At 37.5% G+C, this 19,047-nt stretch carries 15 protein-coding genes; 4 read left to right on the top strand and 11 right to left on the bottom strand.

The genetic code is table 11. The features are described 5' to 3' along the window. Positions 1–65: 65 nt before the first annotated feature. The 8 genes from ACZ5R4_RS14805 to ACZ5R4_RS14770 form a co-directional block, all read right to left on the bottom strand. Complete coding sequence (locus ACZ5R4_RS14805) at positions 66–1,967, bottom strand: endonuclease MutS2 (RefSeq protein WP_109982931.1); 1,902 nt, start codon at positions 1,965–1,967, stop codon at positions 66–68. An 866-nt stretch (positions 1,968–2,833) separates the two neighbouring features. Further along, positions 2,834–3,691: a PhzF family phenazine biosynthesis protein gene (locus ACZ5R4_RS14800; RefSeq protein ID WP_464367545.1), complete on the bottom strand. Its 858-nt coding sequence runs from the start codon at positions 3,689–3,691 to the stop codon at positions 2,834–2,836. Positions 3,692–3,781: 90 nt separating this feature from the next. After that, positions 3,782–4,375, bottom strand: a complete 594-nt coding sequence (locus ACZ5R4_RS14795; protein WP_464367544.1) for a YdeI/OmpD-associated family protein — start codon at positions 4,373–4,375, stop codon at positions 3,782–3,784. Positions 4,376–4,644: 269 nt separating this feature from the next. Next, the gene (locus ACZ5R4_RS14790) at positions 4,645–5,415 is read right to left on the bottom strand and encodes an SDR family NAD(P)-dependent oxidoreductase (RefSeq protein ID WP_109982934.1); all 771 of its coding nucleotides are present in this window, start codon (positions 5,413–5,415) and stop codon (positions 4,645–4,647) included. Between the two features lie 154 nt (positions 5,416–5,569). Continuing rightward, positions 5,570–6,304, bottom strand: coding sequence for a uroporphyrinogen-III C-methyltransferase (cobA, locus tag ACZ5R4_RS14785; protein WP_464367543.1), 735 nt, complete (start codon positions 6,302–6,304; stop codon positions 5,570–5,572). 52 nt (positions 6,305–6,356) lie between these two features. After that, positions 6,357–6,683: a nitrite reductase small subunit NirD gene (gene nirD / locus ACZ5R4_RS14780; RefSeq protein ID WP_054860479.1), complete on the bottom strand. Its 327-nt coding sequence runs from the start codon at positions 6,681–6,683 to the stop codon at positions 6,357–6,359. 17 nt (positions 6,684–6,700) lie between these two features. Next, positions 6,701–9,094, bottom strand: a complete 2,394-nt coding sequence (nirB, locus tag ACZ5R4_RS14775) for a nitrite reductase large subunit NirB (RefSeq protein ID WP_464367542.1) — start codon at positions 9,092–9,094, stop codon at positions 6,701–6,703. 350 nt (positions 9,095–9,444) lie between these two features. Then, positions 9,445–10,299, bottom strand: coding sequence for a MurR/RpiR family transcriptional regulator (locus ACZ5R4_RS14770; protein WP_109982937.1), 855 nt, complete (start codon positions 10,297–10,299; stop codon positions 9,445–9,447). 144 nt (positions 10,300–10,443) lie between these two features. Between ACZ5R4_RS14770 and gnd the strand changes: the two genes are divergently transcribed. The 3 genes from gnd to gntK all read left to right on the top strand — a co-directional run bounded on the left by gnd (position 10,444) and on the right by gntK (position 14,343). Further along, positions 10,444–11,340 carry a phosphogluconate dehydrogenase (NAD(+)-dependent, decarboxylating) gene (gnd, locus tag ACZ5R4_RS14765; protein WP_109982938.1) on the top strand — a complete coding sequence of 299 codons (897 nt, stop codon included), beginning with the start codon at positions 10,444–10,446 and terminating at the stop codon, positions 11,338–11,340. 62 nt (positions 11,341–11,402) lie between these two features. Beyond that, entirely contained in the window at positions 11,403–12,746 is a 1,344-nt protein-coding gene (locus ACZ5R4_RS14760; RefSeq protein ID WP_109982939.1) for a GntP family permease, read from the top strand. A gap of 49 nt (positions 12,747–12,795) precedes the next feature. Beyond that, complete coding sequence (gene gntK / locus ACZ5R4_RS14755) at positions 12,796–14,343, top strand: gluconokinase (protein ID WP_464368497.1); 1,548 nt, start codon at positions 12,796–12,798, stop codon at positions 14,341–14,343. Between the two features lie 193 nt (positions 14,344–14,536). Here gntK and ACZ5R4_RS14750 read toward each other — a convergent pair whose 3' ends face one another. Beyond that, positions 14,537–14,878 (bottom strand): winged helix-turn-helix transcriptional regulator, encoded by a 342-nt coding sequence (locus tag ACZ5R4_RS14750; protein ID WP_109982941.1) that lies wholly within the window; start codon positions 14,876–14,878, stop codon positions 14,537–14,539. A 206-nt stretch (positions 14,879–15,084) separates the two neighbouring features. Between ACZ5R4_RS14750 and ACZ5R4_RS14745 the strand changes: the two genes are divergently transcribed. Beyond that, complete coding sequence (locus tag ACZ5R4_RS14745; protein ID WP_109982942.1) at positions 15,085–15,867, top strand: SDR family NAD(P)-dependent oxidoreductase; 783 nt, start codon at positions 15,085–15,087, stop codon at positions 15,865–15,867. A 370-nt stretch (positions 15,868–16,237) separates the two neighbouring features. Here ACZ5R4_RS14745 and ACZ5R4_RS14740 read toward each other — a convergent pair whose 3' ends face one another. Both ACZ5R4_RS14740 and ACZ5R4_RS14735 read right to left on the bottom strand, forming a co-directional pair. After that, entirely contained in the window at positions 16,238–18,145 is a 1,908-nt protein-coding gene (locus ACZ5R4_RS14740; protein ID WP_464367541.1) for a PTS fructose transporter subunit IIABC, read from the bottom strand. A gap of 30 nt (positions 18,146–18,175) precedes the next feature. Continuing rightward, complete coding sequence (locus tag ACZ5R4_RS14735) at positions 18,176–19,045, bottom strand: ketose-bisphosphate aldolase (protein WP_054860482.1); 870 nt, start codon at positions 19,043–19,045, stop codon at positions 18,176–18,178. Between the last annotated feature and the right edge of the window lie 2 nt (positions 19,046–19,047).

Raw genomic sequence — 19,047 nt, 5'->3', positions numbered from 1 at the left:
ACCTTCCCTAAGATATGCCCTCCGTTTATTCGTTATTCTGAGATGTGATAATCGTGTTAAATTTCCTAACCTTTGTTCTTCCTTATTTCCTTCTGAATCTTGCGAAGTGCTTTTTTCGAACCCCTCTCTAAATCATGCTGCATTTTTCGTGTGTTATGATCTACAAATAATGTTTCTAAATCGTATCCTTCTGGATATAGTTCCTGCGCCTGTATATCTAAGGAGAGACGTTTCACATTTACCTCCATAAACGCTTCGTTATAGAACACAATAAGGTTACCATAATTGTTTATCCCTTTATAAACAATGGCAATGTCATCATGGTCTAATAGCTTCACACGATCGCCTTTCTTATATTCATACCTGTTTTGGGTTTCCTCTTTAACGATCTTTGGCTTTCTTTTTTTGGCTTCATTCATTATTTCTAAACGATACGCTTTATTGTTCATATATTCCTTTGCTCTTTTTAGTACGTTTTCCTTTATATTCATTTTTTCAGAGATCCATAGAGCATTACTTTCACCGGATTTCCCTATGATTAATTTATACTTTGGTTCTAATGTTTCGCTATTAAATTGCATTGCTGCATTCATAAAGTCGTTATGCATTTCAGAAAAGCGTTTAATTTCACCATAGTGTGTTGTTGCAACTGTCATACACCCCATATGATAAAATTCTTCTAAAATGGAAATCGCTAGAGCAGAGCCTTCATTCGGTTCCGTTCCACTACCTATCTCATCAAATAGTAAAAGTGTATGGTTGTTGGATACTCTCATTATTTCAGATAGGTTTTTCATGTGAGAGGAAAAGGTACTTAAGGCGTTTTCGATACTTTGATTATCTCCAATATCTACGAAGATGTTTTCAAAAACAGATATTACCGTAGCTCTATCCGCATTAATGTGAAAGCCTGACATTGTTGCTAAAGTTAATAATCCAATTGTTTTGAGAACAATCGTTTTTCCACCAGCATTTGGCCCTGTAATAATTAAGCTACGATAATTTCTTCCGATTTCAAAATCAAGTGGGACAACTTCTCCTGATAAAAGTGGATGTTTGCCCTTTACTAATTTTATATGTCCATAATCATTCAATTTGGGCTCTATCCCATCAATGTGCTTGCTGAATTTCGCTTTTGCAAACACCATATCATATTGGCTAATTAGATCAAGATTAATCTTAATGTCATCCATGTTCTCTAAGATCATGCCTGATAATGTAGCTAAAATTTGATATTCTTCAATGGCTTCTTCTGCCTTTAAACTTGCGAGTTCTTCGTTTAATTTTGTAACAGTATTCAGTTCGATAAACACCGTCGATCCTTTTGAAGATGCTTCAATAACGGTTCCTGCAACTTGGTTCTTATAGGAAGCCTTAATTGGGATCGTGTATCTATCGTTCTTCTTACTAATGAAGAATTCTTGAATATACTTCTTATTCGCATTGCTATTTATAAATTTATTTAGGCGCTCTTTCACTCTCTCTTCTACTGCTTCGATGTTTCTTCGGATCTGTCTTAATGTTTTGCTTGCAGCGGAATCGACACTATTTCCTTTGATCGAAAAATCAATCTCTTCTTCCATTTTTTCAAATTCAGACATAGAATTCGCATAAGATGCTAGTACTGGTGCAAAAAACTCTTTATCAAGCATAAACCTTTTTATTTTCCTACATCCTCTTAAAAAATCCGACACCCTGACCAATTCACTAGGATCTAGAATGATGCCTTTTTCTAAGTTTTGAAGTAGGCTTTCAATGTTAGAAACACCTAGAAATGGAACATGCCCTACGACATCTAATATGGATCGCGCCTCTGTCGTTTCATTCAAACGATTCTTCACTACCTTCATACTTGAGCTTGGTTTCAAATTATCTATCATTTTTTTCCCTAAACCACTTACACAATAAGATTTTACTATTTCTTTTAACTCGTTATATTGTAGTTTCTCAAATGTCATCTTATTCATTTTTCATACTCCTCACTATGATGATCATAATGAAGGTACCTACCGAATAGATCCCAATGAAGTGTTATTGGCCATTGAGTAAGCACAAAAAAAGCTGCGGGATACCGCAGCTTTCTTCACATTTACAAGGCTTGTGTAAATTGAAATAAGCTATCTAAAGAGTATAGCTATTTCCTCCACTTACACGCTTTATAATGTACTGTAGGTATCTTCATAGGTTTTGAAATAAATACATGGGAAAACAAGGTGACATCCTAAAAAAATCCCCTTTTTTCATCCATATTTATTTCGTTTAAAATTTATCCTATTTAGAACCTACCGCACTCACAAAAAGCACCCTTTTTTTAATTTATAGTTTCATTCATTGAAATCTAATTCTTATCGATAATTATACTATCCTGACATAACAAAGTAAAGTTGATTTATCCTATGCATTGTACAAAATTAGTATCGTTTGCCTCAACATGCTATTTTTCTTTTTCATTATCATCTAGACCGCTATTTCAAAAAATTATACGTTATTTCTTGTATATGTGTCGGAAGCTTTCCTCCACTCTTCGTCGTAACTGTTAAAGAGTACGCTGTGTCAACCACGTAGGTTGCACTCTTGACTGAATCCATCGGTTGATTTCTTGCTATATCAACAAACTGTACCAAGCTATTGTGTTGAATACTCGCTTCAAACGAAGAAAGAGGAAAAGATAACCCTCTACCATTCGCACTATACAAAGCTCTCTTTGACCGTCCAAATTTGATAAAATCTATCTAATCGAAACAACTATCGCACCCGATTGCGTAATACGAAAAATATTCAAAAAATGACTTATTAGTAATCTATTAAGAAGCCATTCAAGAAAAAACAATGTTTAGAGTAAAATACCCTTCGTTAATATTACTGCGTTTCCTCCAACCATAACCCTTAGATCATTTTTATTAATTAACTTAGTCATGATATGAGAAGGTCTGCCCATACTATACCCTTGAAGGAAAGAGTAATTTTGATTAAAATTACTTAATACTTTGTTCTTAAATAGATAATATGTTAAAGCCCCATTTGAAGTACCTGTTGCTGCTTCCTCCTCAATACCATAGAGTGGACAAAAGTTTCTGCATAATGCTATCCCCTCCTCAGTATCAAGCGTAAATGCATGAACTCCTGCTACGTCGTGAATTTTTGTGTATTCTACCAGTGATTTAAAATTGGTTTTAAGAGCATTCACAGCATCCTTTGAATTTAGTGGAAGCATTATATCCCAAAGTCCAGTGCTTGCAGCTTGAGGAACTAGTTTAAAACTTATATCGCCTATTTGATTTTTGTTAATTTTAAATATGTCAGACAAATCATCATAATCGTTAAAAACTTTTCCAAGTTTTGGTTCAGCTTGCTCCATCATTATAAAGGAATGATTTACATCAACCGGAAGTGTACCTGCAAGTGTTTGCATAAAATATGTATTGTTATCTTCAATAAAATTGCAGTCCAATAATGCTTTGAAGGATGCAATGGAAGCATGTCCACAAAGGTTCACCTGTGAAGTCGGTGTGAAAAATTTAATTTCAAAATTTTTATTGTCTATTTTTTTAATAAATGCTGTTTCTGAAAACCTAACTTCTGCAGCAAATTTTTGCATGAACTCTTCGTCTAAATTTTCATGGATTACTACGCCTGCTGGATTCCCGCCAAATCTTGTTTCTGTAAACGCATCAATTACATAATATAACAATTCTTTTTCTCCCTAATGTTAAGTTCAGTTTTTTTCTATAACTTGTTCAGTTTTTACTCGAATTAGTTTCCTTAAGTAAATGCGTGTAATCTAATCATTTAATCCTTTGCCATCTAAAATTTTTTGCGTATATTTTTCCACTCTTGACTGTCTAGTTTTAGATTGTTTCGCATTAGAAAAATGAAGAAGATAAGCTCTTTGGCGCCCCGGGGTCAGTGACTTGAAGGCAGGCTTCAAGTCAGGCATTTCATCGAATTTCGTTTGCAATTCATCAGGAATCGTGTATTCGGAGGTCTTTTTTAACTCGACTTCCAAACCCGCCTTCTCTACTTCCATGGCGTTATGAATGTAGGCTTTTAAAATGTCTTCCATATCGATTATTTCTTGAACATTGGTAAATCGAATCTGACGTGCCGACTGCGAATTCTTGGTTTGCTGAATAAGTATATGATTAGGATCTTTTAGCAGGACACCCTTTTGAAACATTAAGGCACAGTATTCTTTAAAGCCATGAATAATAACCACATTTTTCCCATCATATGTGTAACACGGATGCATCCATTTAAAATCTTCTGTCAACCCACAATCGAGTACGATTTGTCTTAACTTCTCAAATTCACTCTTCCACTTTTTCTCTTTTCTTAAAAAACCATCCACTCTGCGACTCCCTACATTGTCTGCCATTTAAGAACCCCTCTCTATAAAGTTTTGAAATTAGTTAACTTTAATTTACAACATTTAGGCTTACAGGGCAATCCGCTCGATTTTATTGACAGTATGTAGACAATAATGTTAGAAAAACTCGCATTCGCTCGTCCTTTGGCGAATGCCTAGTTTTGCTTATACTTGGTACCTTAAAATTCCAGCTACGTCGAAAAGCTACTGTGTAGAAATTTTATACTTTCCTAACGTAAAAAAAAGGAGTGAACAGTTCACTCCTTCCACATCATCTATTATACAGAGGTTGCACCTTGTCCACCATCAATTCGATAGTATGCCCCAGAAATAAAAGAAGCTTTGTCAGAAGCTAAAAACACCATTAAATCGGCTATTTCTTCCGGTGTAGAATATCGTTTCATAGGAACACTATTTTCAAAACTATTACGGGCATCCTCTTCATTTCCTGGCATGGCATTTGATTCAATGGATCTCATCATTTGAGTATCTACACCAGATGGAGCCACTGCGTTTACCCGAATACCAAAATCCGCTAATTCCAAAGCTGCTGTTTTGTTTAGACCAATCACGGCATGCTTGGAAGCAACATAAATCCCCATCCCAGGTGCACCTAATAATCCACCATTGGATGCAGTGTTGACAATCGCACCACTTTTTTGTTCTTTCATAATCGGTGCTACGTGTTTCAATCCTAAAAATGCACCAAGTACATTCACACCAAATACAGCTTGATAATTATCGACTGTCTGTTCATCAAGTGTTGCAAATGCTCCATTAATACCTGCATTATTAATAAAAACATCTATTGTTCCAAAGGCCTTTTTCGTTTCATCGACATAATTTTTAACTTGTTCTTCGTCTGATACATCTGCAGCTACTAATAACTTGTCTTTGGTATTAATGTCTTTTGTTTTTTCTTCTAAAGCCTCCTTTGAAATATCTACGAGAGATAATTTTGCTCCTTCTTCCGCAAATACTTTCGCTACTGCAAGACCAATTCCACCAGCAGCACCTGTAATTAATACTACTTTGTCTTCAAAACTCATTTATATCACCTCTGGATCATAGTTTATACTAAATGATGACATCGTATTCTTCCGCTATTTTATCTCCTGAGATGTATGGAAAGCATTCTATATGGCAACATTTTCAAATAAGGAAACCGACTATCACAATTGGAAATGAGCCATTTCATAAAAGCTAAGTCTCTCTCCACTCTGCTAATTTCTCCCCTATTTTCACTACTTCCCCAACAATAATAATCGCTGGATTGCGGATCTTGTGTTTTTCAACTAATGCGACAATAGTAAGCAAATTACCTATCATAACTTTTTGGCTTTCCGTTGTACCTTCTTGAATGATAGCTACGGGTGTTTCTAACGCTTTACCCCCTTCTATTAAATTATCAACAATAAAAGGTAAATTGCTTACTCCCATATAAATGGCGAGCGTATCAACTGCTGTAGCTAATTGTTTCCATTTTATTTCCTCATTGTTTGAATGACCTGTAATCATAGCAAGTGACCTACCTATTTCTCGATGTGTGACGGGAATACCAGCATATGCCGGTGTAGCAATCCCTGAAGTAATGCCTGGCACCACTTCATAAGCAATCCCATTCTCAGCTAAAATCAATGCTTCTTCTGCTCCTCGCCCATATACAAACGGATCTCCACCTTTTAACCGAACCACCATTTTGTTCTCTTTTCCGTATTGAACTAACAATTGATTGATTGTCTCTTGTTTCATGAGGTGTAAGGAAGGAAACTTGCCACAAAAAATAAGTTCTCCCTCCGGTTTTGCTTCCTGGAGAAGCTGTTTGTTCACTAGTCGATCATATAAAATAACATCTGCTGCTTGAATTGCTTTTAAGCCTTTGACCGTGATTAAGTCTGGGTCTCCTGGACCTGCACCGATTAAGAATACTTTTCCCACGACCTCGCTCCTTCCTCTCCTTAAAGCGAAGAGGAGCTGAAGCTCCCCCTCTTTATGAAATAGGTACTTCAATATATACCTGTTGATCTTTTATAAGTGTTTGAAAAGTCTGAACGCATCCTTTATCAGGTGCTTGCACTTGACCATCAGAAACATTTATTTTCCAATCGTGTAATGGGCAGAAAACGAATTCGCTTGATACTATACCTTCCGACAGGACACCTCCGCGATGAGGACATTTATTTTCAATCGCTTTTATTTGCCCATTGGACAAGTGAAAAACAGCTAAATCTCTATTCTCAATCTTCACTGCTTTTCCAAGGCTGACAGGGAAATCTTCTATCTTTCCAATCCAAATTTTTTTAACTATTCGCTCCATCGTTCGACCACCCTTTCTTATTTCATTGTGATGTTCTGGTATAAATCTTTTAATGTTTTCTGATTCTCAATTGCTTCATTCCATGGCTCTTTGTATACAGATAATGCTTGATCCATTCGTTGATTTAATTCATGACGTAATGCTTCATTCATTACTACTTTCTGAACTTGTTCAATACCAACTCGCTCAACAAACTTGGATGTTCTTTCCAAATAATTTGCATTTTCACGGTAATATTGCAGAAATGCTGCTGTGTATGAAAGCACTTCTTCTTCTGTTTTTACCCTCACTAACAGATCTGCCTGTCTTAGATCGGTACCTCCATTACCACCTACATATATTTCCCAAACGCCATCTAACCCAACAACACCAACATCCTTCACACTTCCCTCCGAACAATTACGTGGACAAGCGGATACACCCATCTTTACTTTATGTGGGGTGTTTAATCCTTCAAACTTTTTCTCTAATTGAATCCCCATACCAACAGAGTCCTGTGTACCGAAGCGGCAAAACTGTGCACCAACACATGTCTTTACCGTACGCACAGATTTACCATAGGCATATCCTGATGGCATCCCTAATTCCTTCCAAACATTAGGTAGATCCTCTTTTTTAATTCCTAATAAATCAATCCGCTGTCCACCTGTCATTTTAATCATACCAACATTATATTTCTCTGCGACATCGGCTATTTTCCGTAAATCCTTAGCGTTTGTCACACCACCATACATTCTTGGAACAACAGAATAGGTTCCATCCTTTTGAATATTGGCATGAAGACGTTCATTGACAAATCGCGACTCTCGTTCATCCTTATAATCTACTGGATGGATCATCCCTAAATAATAATTTAGTGCTGGTCTACATTTTGAACAGCCTTCCTCCGTTTTCCAATCTAGAACATTCATTACTTCTTTCGTAAGTGTTAAACCTTTTTGGCGGATTTCAGCAACAACTTCCTCGTGTGATAAATCGGTACAGCCACAAATCGTTTCTTTGCTATTGTCACTATAATCATCACCTAAGGTTAATTCTAATAAATCTGTTACCATTCCTTTGCATTGACCACAGGAACGTGCGGCATTGGTAGAATTCTTTACTTCTTCAAGTGATGTCAAACCATCTTCCTTAATTGCTTTAACTATGGCACCTTTAGACACCCCATTACAACCACAAATGATTTCATCATCACTCATGGTTGCCACAATGCTTTCTTCCTCATCAGTATTTTGCCAACTTGCTAAGTAGTCCTCCACACTTGCTTGTTTCTTGATGTAACTGAATAGTTTCGTTCCTTCTTTTGTATCTCCATATAAAACAGCACCAATTAGCCTCCCATTATGAATGACGATTTTTTTATACGTTTTCTGCCATTCATCAAATACCTTCATCACTTTTGTTTCCGGTGTTTCTTTAATGACACCAGCTGAAAACACATCCACTCCAGACACTTTTAACTGGGTAGAAACGATAGATCCTTTATAGCCTTGGTGATTCATTCCACAAATTTGCTTTGCCAAGATTTGACCTTGTTCATATAAAGGAGCAACAAGCCCATACGTCCTTTCATTATGCTCCACACACTCTCCTACAGCATAAATATTGGCTGAGCTTGTTTCCATATAATCATTAACCACTATTCCTCGATTAACTACTAGTCCTGCTTCTTGAGCAAGTGTTACATTTGGTCTAATACCCACTGCCATAACTACTAGATCTGTCGCTATTGTATTGCCATTCTTAAATTTTACATCTGTTACACGCCCGTTTCCTAACACTTCCACTGTTTGTGTATTTAAATGAAATTGCATCCCTTGTCTTTCTAGCTCTTCCTGCAATAATTCTCCCGCTGTTCGGTCTAATTGGGCCTCCATCAAATAATCGGACAATTCCACCACATCGACGTCCATCCCTAAATTCAATAAACCACGCGCCGCTTCTAATCCTAAAAGGCCTCCACCAATAACCGTTGCATGTCGATATTTGTCAGATACTTTGATCATTCTTTCACAATCTGATATATCACGAAATCCTGTGACCCCCTCTTTATCTGCACCAGGAATGGGTAAGATAAATGGGGTCGACCCAGTTGCGATAATTAAATGATCAAATGGGGCTTCTTTCCCTTTATCGGTATAGACAAGTTGCCTCTTCTTATCAATTTTCACCACCGTTTCTCCGGGATACAGTAAAATGTTGTGATCCTCATACCACTGCCATTCATTCAATGTAATGTCCTTTAGTTCTGTATCTCCTTGTAGAACCTTAGATAATTGAATTCGGTTATAGTTAGGATAAGGCTCTTTTCCAAATACCGTTATATCAAAATAATCAGGTAATAGCTTTAAAATTTCCTCTATTGTTCGAATTCCCGCCATTCCATTTCCTATCAACACAAGCTTTTTCATTTTTTAATCCTCCATTCATCCTTTTTTTGAAGCCTGATAAAATGAGCCTTGCATCAACTGAAGAAGGCAATCTATCATGCTCAATTATTCACATAAACTTCTATAATCATCGAATGTTTACTTCCATTATATTCTAATTCAGATGATCTTTCTGTGACTTTGATCACTATTTCACATATTTTTTAATGTATTTCAACAGTAATTTTCTACAAAAAAATAGTGCCTGCCCACTTTCTAACTTTTCGAAAGTAACAGACACTTTAACTATAGGGTAAATTTTCGCGATATTCATATGTATTCTAAGTCTCTCTTTTACACCACCATTAGATTTTCTCAGCAATTGTTATAAGCTATATTCTTTTCACCGTAATCGCTTCTCGCATCTTATTTAACGCCTCTTGCCCTCTTTCTCCCCTATTCATCAAAACATTCACATATAATAAATCAAGTAATGTCAACTGAGCAATCCGGGAAGAAAATGCCTCCGTTCTAAAATCAGTTTCCCCAGAGCTTGTGTATAATGGAATATGTACCGCTTCACTTAACGTTGATTTAGCTAAGTTTGTAATAGCTATTGTTTTTACTTGATTTTTTTTCAACACATTTAAAATATGCAATATGTCCTTTGAGGACCCTGAGTGGGAAATTAGCACAGCACAGTCATTCTCATCCAGCTGTGAAGCAGCCATTAACTGAAAGTGCGTATCTACTACAGCTTGTACTTGCAATCCCGTTCGAATAAATTTATGATATGCATCTAACGCTACTGTGTTAGATCCTCCACTACCAAAAAAGTGAATTTGTCGAGCTGATAATAGGATATTAACTGCCTCTTGTAACTGTTCTTCATCCATAATTTTTAACGTTTCTTCCAAAGATTGAATATTTGTTCGAAAAACCTTCGCAGCTACTGTATTGATCGCATCATTACTATCGACTTCTTCATGAATATGTTGCATGGAAGATACTACCTCAGAAGCTAATGCAATCTTCATCGCTTGGTAACCTTTATAACCTATCCGCTTACAAAATCGAAAAACAGTGGAATCTGCAACATCTAAATCCTCAGCCAACTGATTAATTGAAGAATGAATAATTTGATTCGGATTTTCTAAAATATAATCAGCAATTTTTCTTTCCGTAACACTGAATTTTGGATAATTTCTTCGCACTTTCTCTAAGCACGTTTGCTCTCTTTTTCTCATTAGCATTCTCCTGTAAAACCTTTAGTTCTCATTATACAGGAATAGTGTACGAAAAAAAATATTTTCTGTAAACGGTTGAAAAAAGAATTTTTTTTCGTATAATGGTTGAAGAACGAAAATTTTTTCGAAAGAGGATTGGTCATCATGCAAATAGGAATGATAGGTTTAGGGAAGATGGGTTATTCATTATCACTAAATTTACTAGATAAAAACTATACGGTCATAGCTCACGATATGAATAAAGAAGCACTACAGCAGTTTATTTCAGATGGTGGCGAGTCCGTTTCCACGATAAAAGAACTTGTGCATCGTTTAGAACCACCACGCACTGTTTGGATGATGGTTCCAGCAGGAGATGCTACAGAATCCGTATTTCAAGCTTTATTAAATTGCCTTGAAAGCGGTGACCGATTGATTGATGGTGGCAATGCTCATTATAAAGATTCGATTAAGCGTGGGGATGCATGTAAAGAAAAGAGCATTTATTTCTTTGATTGCGGGACAAGCGGTGGAGTGGAAGGTGCACGGAACGGTGCCTGTATGATGATCGGTGGAGATCAGCAGGAGTTCGATAAGATAAAGTCACTTTTTCAAGACCTTACCGTTAAGGATGGTTACTTATATACTGGACCTATTGGAAGCGGTCACTTTTTGAAAATGGTTCATAATGGGATGGAATACGGTATGATGCAAGCCATTGCAGAAGGATTTGACATACTGGAGAAAAGTCCTTTTTCATACAATTATGAAAAGGTTGCCAAGGTTTGGAATAATGGCTCTGTCATCCGTTCTTGGTTAATGGAACTAACAGAAAAGGCTTTTGAAAAAGATCCAAACCTCGAACAAATAAAAGGAATCATGCATTCATCTGGAGAAGGCAAATGGACAGTGGAGACAGCACTCGATTATGAGATGGCGGCACCTGTCATTACACTTGCTCTGATGATGCGCTATCGCTCACAAGAAGAGGACACATTTACTGGAAAAGTTGTCGCTGCACTCCGAAATGAATTTGGCGGCCATGCTGTCATAGACGCATAAAGGAGTTTTCCTCGAAAGAAGATCTATGGTGATAAAAATATTAAATAAAGGGTGGTAACCATATGTCAGATCAGATGTTAATACTTATTGCATTAGCAGGAATTTTTCTATTATTATTTCTAGTTATTCGTACGAAATTACACGCTTTCGTTGCCTTATTAGTAGTCAGTTTAATTGTCGGCATCTTGGCAGGAATGCCTCTTGGTGATGTAGTGGACACGATGGAAAAAGGAATGGGAGGAACCTTAGGCTTTGTTGCTGTTGTTGTCGGTTTAGGTGCTATGTTCGGGCAAATGCTGGAGGTTTCAGGTGGTGCCGATCGTCTAGCGCGAACAATGATTAATAGGCTTGGAGAAGATAAAGCACAATGGTCTTTAGGAATTACAGGCTTTCTTGTCGCAATTCCTGTCTTTTTTGATGTTGGATTTATCATTCTTGTTCCCATTGTATACGGTTTAGCAAAGAAAACAGGGAAATCATTATTATACTATGGTATTCCTTTACTCGCTGGTTTAGCGGTTACACATAGTTTTATACCGCCAACCCCTGGACCAATTGCGGTTGCAGATTTAGTCGGAGCCGATTTAGGATGGGTTATTTTGTTCGGTGCACTTGCCGGTATCCCTTCCATGATTATTGCTGGTCCACTATTCGCACGATATATTTCAAAACGACTGCATGTTGTTGTTCCAGAGTATATGAATATGGAAGAAGTAGAGTATGATCGAGAGTTGCCTAGTTTTCCTTTAATAGCTTCGATCATCTTAACACCGTTATTATTAATTTTATGTAATACATTTTCCGATTTCTTTCTAGACGAAGGGAATATTGCGCGTGATATCTTTACATTCTTAGGACACCCTTTTGTCGCTTTAACCATTGCAACAATTCTTACCTTTATCTTCTTAGGAACAAAACGTGGTTTCACACGTCAAGAAGTGCAAGATATTGCGAACAAAGGATTAGAGCCTGCAGGGATTATTATATTAGTAACAGGGGCTGGTGGTGTATTTAAAGAAGTTTTAATTCAATCTGGTGTTGGTGATGTAATTGGAAATATGATGGCTGGTTCTAATCTGCCACCTATCCTACTAGCATTTTTAATCGCAGCTGCTGTTCGTGTGGCTCAAGGATCTGCAACCGTATCGATGGTAACTGCAGCAGGACTTGTCGCACCATTAATTGATATCCTAAATCTCGAAGGTCCAATTTTAGGCTTAATCGTTATTGCAATTGCATCAGGTGCAACAGTATTATCACATGTTAATGACTCTGGTTTTTGGCTAGTTGGACGATATTTTGGTTTAGATGTTAAGGATACACTAAAATCCTGGACCGTTATGGAAACATTAATCGGTCTTGTCGGTTTATCTGTTGCACTGTTACTAGGTATTTTTATTTCATAATTTTCAGATGGGCATAGCTTTTTATGCCCATTTTACATAGGAGGGATCTATCAGTATGAGCGATGTTATGATTGGTGTTGATATCGGCACGACAAGTACGAAAGCAGTAGTTTTTGATAAAAACGGAAAGGCATTAAGCAGAGCAGGAGTGGAGTACCCATTATATACTCCAAGACCAGAAGTTGCAGAGCAAGACCCTGAAGAAATCTTCCAGGCTGTCATAACTGTCATTAAAGATAGTATGAAGCAAGCAAATATTACTGGAGAAAAGGTCCAGTTTATTTCTTTTAGTTCGGCCATGCATAGTTTAATGGTCGTGAATCAAGATGGTAAGCCATTAACTAACTCTATTACATGGGCAGATAATCGGAGTTCTTCCTACATGGAGAAAGTAAAGCAAACACTTAATGGGCATCAAATATACTTACGTACTGGAACACCTATTCACCCAATGTCACCTTTTCTGAAATTAATATGGTTAAAAGCTGAACAGCCTGAATTATTCCAGCCTAGTCATAAATTTATCTCGATAAAAGAGTATATTTTTTATCGGTTATTTGGGCAATATCTTATTGATTATTCCATTGCTTCTGCAACAGGAATGTTTCATTTAGAGCAATTGGACTGGGATCAAGAAGTGCTGCAATTACTGCAAATAAAGAAGGAACAATTAAGTACTCCAGTTGCCACCACCCATTCGGTCACAGGACTATATCCACAATATGCAGAAGAACTCGGGATACCTGCTAATCTCCCTTTTATAATTGGTGCAAGTGATGGGGTATTGTCTAATTTAGGAGTAAATGCGATTGAACCCGGGGTCGTCGCTCTAACCATTGGAACAAGTGGTGCCATTCGTACGGTTACCAATAAGCCTGTTACCGATCCAAAAGGAAGAATTTTCTGTTATGCCTTAACAGATAAGCACTGGGTTATTGGTGGCCCTGTCAATAATGGTGGGATGATTTTTCGTTGGTTGAAGGATGAATTCGGCCATGTAGAAGTAGAAAAGGAAAAACAGACTGGTGAGAGCTCATACGATTTACTTACGTCACTAGCGGAATCCGTTCCACCTGGGTCAGAAGGGTTGCTTTTCCATCCCTATCTAACAGGAGAACGTGCTCCATTATGGAATGCCAATGCGAGAGGCTCCTTTTTTGGTCTTTCCATGCATCACAAAAAAGCACATATGGTACGAGCGGTGTTAGAAGGAATTACGATGAATTTATATAGTGTGTTATTAGCATTAGAAGAATTAATTGGGGAACCAAAACGCATTCAGGCTACTGGGGGGTTTGCACGCTCTCGGTTCTGGCGTCAAATGCTTGCTGACATATTCGGTCAACAAGTGACGGTACCTGAAAGCTTTGAAAGTTCTTGCTTAGGAGCTGTTGTGTTAGGCATGTACGCACAAAGTGAAATTAATTCATTGGAGGAAGTTGGGAGGATGGTGGGCTCGGTTCATAGCCATCAACCTAACCCAGATGCAGCAAAAGCTTATCAAGAATTAATGCCGATCTATATTCGCATCCCTCGTTTATTGGAAAAGGAATATGAAGCAATTTCTCGTGTTCAAAAAAAGGCTCATGAAACTTAAGTCAGTCGAGAAGAGTGAAATTTATAAAAGACTGAAAGATTAGAAATGTTTCAGTCTTTTACCACAATTTTGATGTAACTTTGACTGTTTCATACTCTCTATTGAGCGCAAGCTTATCTGTCCATCATTTCATTCAAATAAGTCATGAACGACAGACCAAATACTGCGCGTAATGAGAGTATGCTAACTTCATTTATCTTGCAACTCCCTTGCAATTATCAATATACTCGCTCCCCCATTCCGTCAACTCGTTCATTGTTGGATAGAGCTTCTTCCCTAAATCCGTTAAAGAATATTCTACTTTTGGAGGAACTTGATTATAAACCTCACGGTGAATAATTCGAAAGTTTTCCAGTTGCCTAAGTTGCTTAGTCAGTGAGGAGTGCGTTAAGCCATCAAATCTTCTTAATAGTTCGTTGAATCTTACAGGACCGTCTTTTAGATGAAAAATAATCATGAGAGTCCACTTACCTGACAATACCTTCTGTGCTGTAGTGATCGGGCAAGTTAAATCAGCACTTGTTAATTCAATCATCAAACTCCACCTCTTCCTTTGCTCTAAATTTCTCATATTATCTCTATTAATAATCTTTTTAAAAAAATGTCTGCGTTGGAACGGTTGTGCTCTCTTATTAATATACCATTTTATCGTAACGATACAAAAATATCGTACTATTCAGAATGCTTATTACCCTTTAATATGGGTTATGCATTAAACCTATTGAAAAAGGAGTAGATAATATGTCGACGAACGAAGGAAGATTCAATGGTAAAGTTGCTTTGGTCACAGGGGCAAGTCGTGGGATAGGAGCTGAAATAGCCAAAAAGTTAGCAGCTGGAGGAGCGGAGTTTATAGGCATTCATTACGCCAATAATACAGATACTGCATTGAAAGTTGTTGATGATATTAAGGCATTGGGTGCAAAGGCTGTGGCTCTACAAGCTGACTTAACCTCTGGTATTTCTGGTGCAAAAAAGCTTTGGGCTGGATTTGAAGATGCGGCCCGTATGGAATTAGGGACTGTGCACTTGGACATCTTAATTAATAACGCAGGTATTTCACCAGTCATGTCGTTTGAAGAAACGCCAACGGAAACGGTGGACGATACGATTAATGTTAACTTTAAGGCTCCTTACTTTATTACTCAAGCAGCTAGCCCGTTTTTGCGGAATGGTGGACGAATCATTAACATTTCTACTGGCTTTACACGTGTTGCTGCACCAATGAATACCATTTATGCGGCTTCCAAAGGAGCTATTGACACACTTACTTTGGCATTAGCTCCACATTTTGCTTCAAAGGGTGTTACGGTTAATGCAGTGGCACCGGGAATTACGGCTACTGATATGAACAAGGAGATGCGCTCCACACCAGAAGGACTTGCTCAAGCAGCGGCATTTTCTGCATTCTCTAGAGTAGGTACCACGGACGATGTTGCTGATATCGTTGCTTTTATAGCATCTGAGGAAGCACGATGGATCACTGGACAAGTTATTGATGCCTCTGGAGGAAGCAGGCTTTAATAACAAAATGGCCTATCAAAAAAAGCATATGGCGAGATCATGCGTATTAGTTTAAACTAGCATGTGTGGTCTCTATTTTTTTTACATATTGCGATTTAAGATTCGAGTGAAAAGCGGTGAGACCTGCTTAGATTAAATTAAGCAATTCACTTGGTACTCCCGATGATGGTGCAGTAACTCTTATAATCATAGAGCATTTTAAACAAGAATTTGAAAGATACATGGATACAATAATAAAAACGGATGAAGTTAAAATTAAAAATGAGTCCGGTACAAGACCGAACTCATTTTGAGCAAGTTGCCTGACGAAATTACCTTGTCTAACATTTTAGGAGTCATTTCCATAAGGAAGCTTTTCTAGTTTAATAGGTTAAATAATAGAACCCATTTGCTTTGCGTTGTTCCTGTCTTTATCAGATAAAGGTTTTTTCATAAATCCTATTATGAAGCAGGTTATTAAAGAACCTAAAAGTATACATCCAATGTATAACAATGGTTTATTACATGCGATTGGGATAACAAAAATACCACCATGGGGTGCCTTTAATGAAATATCCAATGCCATACACGCTGCACCACCTACAGCACCACCGATTATATTCGCAGGAATTATCCTTAGTGGATCCGCTGCAGCAAAAGGAATCGCACCCTCGGTAATAAAACTTGCTCCTAATACATAACTAGCTTTTCCAGCTTCTACTTCTTGAATGGTAAATCTATTTTTAAAGATTGATGTCGCCAGTGCAATACCAATTGGAGGTACCATTCCTCCGACCATCAAGGCAGCAGATGGCTCAAAAATATTTGCAGCAAACATTGCTAGACCAAATGCCGAAGCCGTCTTATTAATTGGCCCACCCATATCAGAAGCCATCATACCAGCTAACAAAGCGCCTAAAATAGCCGCATTAATTCCAGTGAGACCTTTTAACCAGCCTTCCAAAAATTCATTTAGCATGGACATTGGCGTATTTAATATAAAGAACATAAAGGCGCCAACAATTAATGTACTTAATAATGGAACAATTAATACTGAAACTAAACCTTGGAAAGACTTCGGTATCTTAGCCATAGACTTTTTAATAAACTTGGCCGCAAAACCACCTACGAATCCAGCAACCATTCCTCCAAGAAACCCTGACCCACCTATGCTGGCCATCATCCCACCAATCATCGCAGGGGCAAGACCTTGTTTGTCTGCAATACTGTACCCAATAAATCCGGCTAAAATGGGAACCATTAATGCAAATGCTGCATCCCCGCCAGCCTGACTAAAGAAAGCGGCGATTACATTATATTGATCACTCTCGGGATTTGAAGCATTAATACCGAACATGAAAGAAATAGCGATAAATATCCCACCAACAACCACGAAGGGAATCATGTATGAAACCCCACTCATAATATGCTTATAAAAATTCAACCCCGATTTTTCCTCTGGTTCTGATTGCATCTCTTCTTCCACTACGTTTTTCTCAACAGTATTTTCTTTTATATCATAGGACAAGGCTTGCTCAATTAATTGATCAGCTTGATTGATTGCTTTTTTTACAGGCACATCTACAAATTGCTTACCTTGTAAAACAGAAGTATCAACCCGCACATCGTGTGCTACCACGATGGCATCTGCGTTTTGAATATCAGCTGCAGTAAGTCGATTCTCTGGACCATTAGAACCATTTGTTTGAATTTTAACTTTCATACCACGACTTTTTGCAGCATCTTTCAATGACTCCGCAGCCATATACGTATGGGCAATCCCTGTCATACATGCCGTAATCCCAATTAAATATTTTCCAGATCCCGTTTCTTCCTTTTTATCTGCTACCTGTTGTTTTTCTTGTTCCTGAATAACTTTAATTACTTCATCTTGAGATGTAGCCAAAACTAGCTTCGCTCTAAATATTTCATTCATTAAGAAAGTCGACAGCTTGGACAAAAGTGACAAATGCTCATTTGATGCGTTTTCCGGTGCTGCAATCATAAAGATTAAATTTGTATGCTGCCCACCGTAATCAATTCCTTGTAGCTTCCTTCCCATTACAATAGTAGGCTTATTTACAGATTTACTTTTAGCATGTGGGATGGCTACACCATATCCAACAGCAGTTGAAATTTCATTCTCTCTTTTGTAAATTGCTTTTTTAAATTGCTCTGAGTCATTTATAAGCTGATTACTAGCTAGTTTATCTACTAACTCATCAATAACATCTGCTTGATTATCCCCTTCAAGATTTAAAATAATATTATCATGGGTTATAATATCCACGAGTTTCATTATATTCCCTCCTAGCTTCCTAGTAATCAATTAACTAAAATAAAGATGTGCTTTATTTGTTGAGTTAAATAGATCCATTTTTTGCTTTACCACTTTTTGGGCAGCTTTTCGGGCACTTGGCATAATGACATCAGGCTCATATGCCTCCTGTTGCTCCGTAAGGAAACGACGCATCTCCCCGAAGAAAGCACTTTTCATATCCGTTGATAAATTAATCTTTGCTATACCGTGAAGATAGGTTTGGGAAATCTCCTCATCTTTATTATCACTTCCTCCATGAAGAACAAGAGGAATTCCTACCCTATGATTAATTTCCTCAAGCAAATCCAACCTTAGTTCCGGTTTTCCAGCATGTTTGTATTGACCATGTGATGTCCCAATGGCTACAGCCAATGTATCTATGCCTGTTTCTTCAACAAATCTCTTTGCATCCTCTGGATCGGTATATAATATTTCATCCGCACCACCCTCAGAGCTTCCTTCATTAGATCCGATCGTTCCTAATTCAGCCTCTACTGATACGTTCACATCATGCGCAATTTTGACAACTTCTTTTGTAATGGATATATTATCCTCAAAAGAAGCGTGTGAGGCATCAATCATTACGGAAGTGTAACCATTCCTGATAGCTCTCATAACATCCTTTACAGATGAACCGTGATCTAGGTGAATAGCCATAGGTACTTTTGTGTTTCTGCATTTTTCTCTAACATATGCTATAAATTCATCACCAACTAACTCAATCTCGTTCGGATGAATTTGGATAATGGCTGGTGCATTTTTCTCTTCCGCAGCTTCGATTACAACTCTTACAAACTCACTGTTCGCAACATTAAAAGAACCTACCGCAAAATTATGCTTATACGCTACCTTTAATAGTTCCTTCATATTCATTAACATTC

The sequence above is a fragment of the Gracilibacillus sp. JCM 18860 genome (assembly GCF_055395245.1).
Note: the sequence above shows the minus strand (reverse complement) of the source record. Positions and strands in the feature narration are given on the sequence as shown.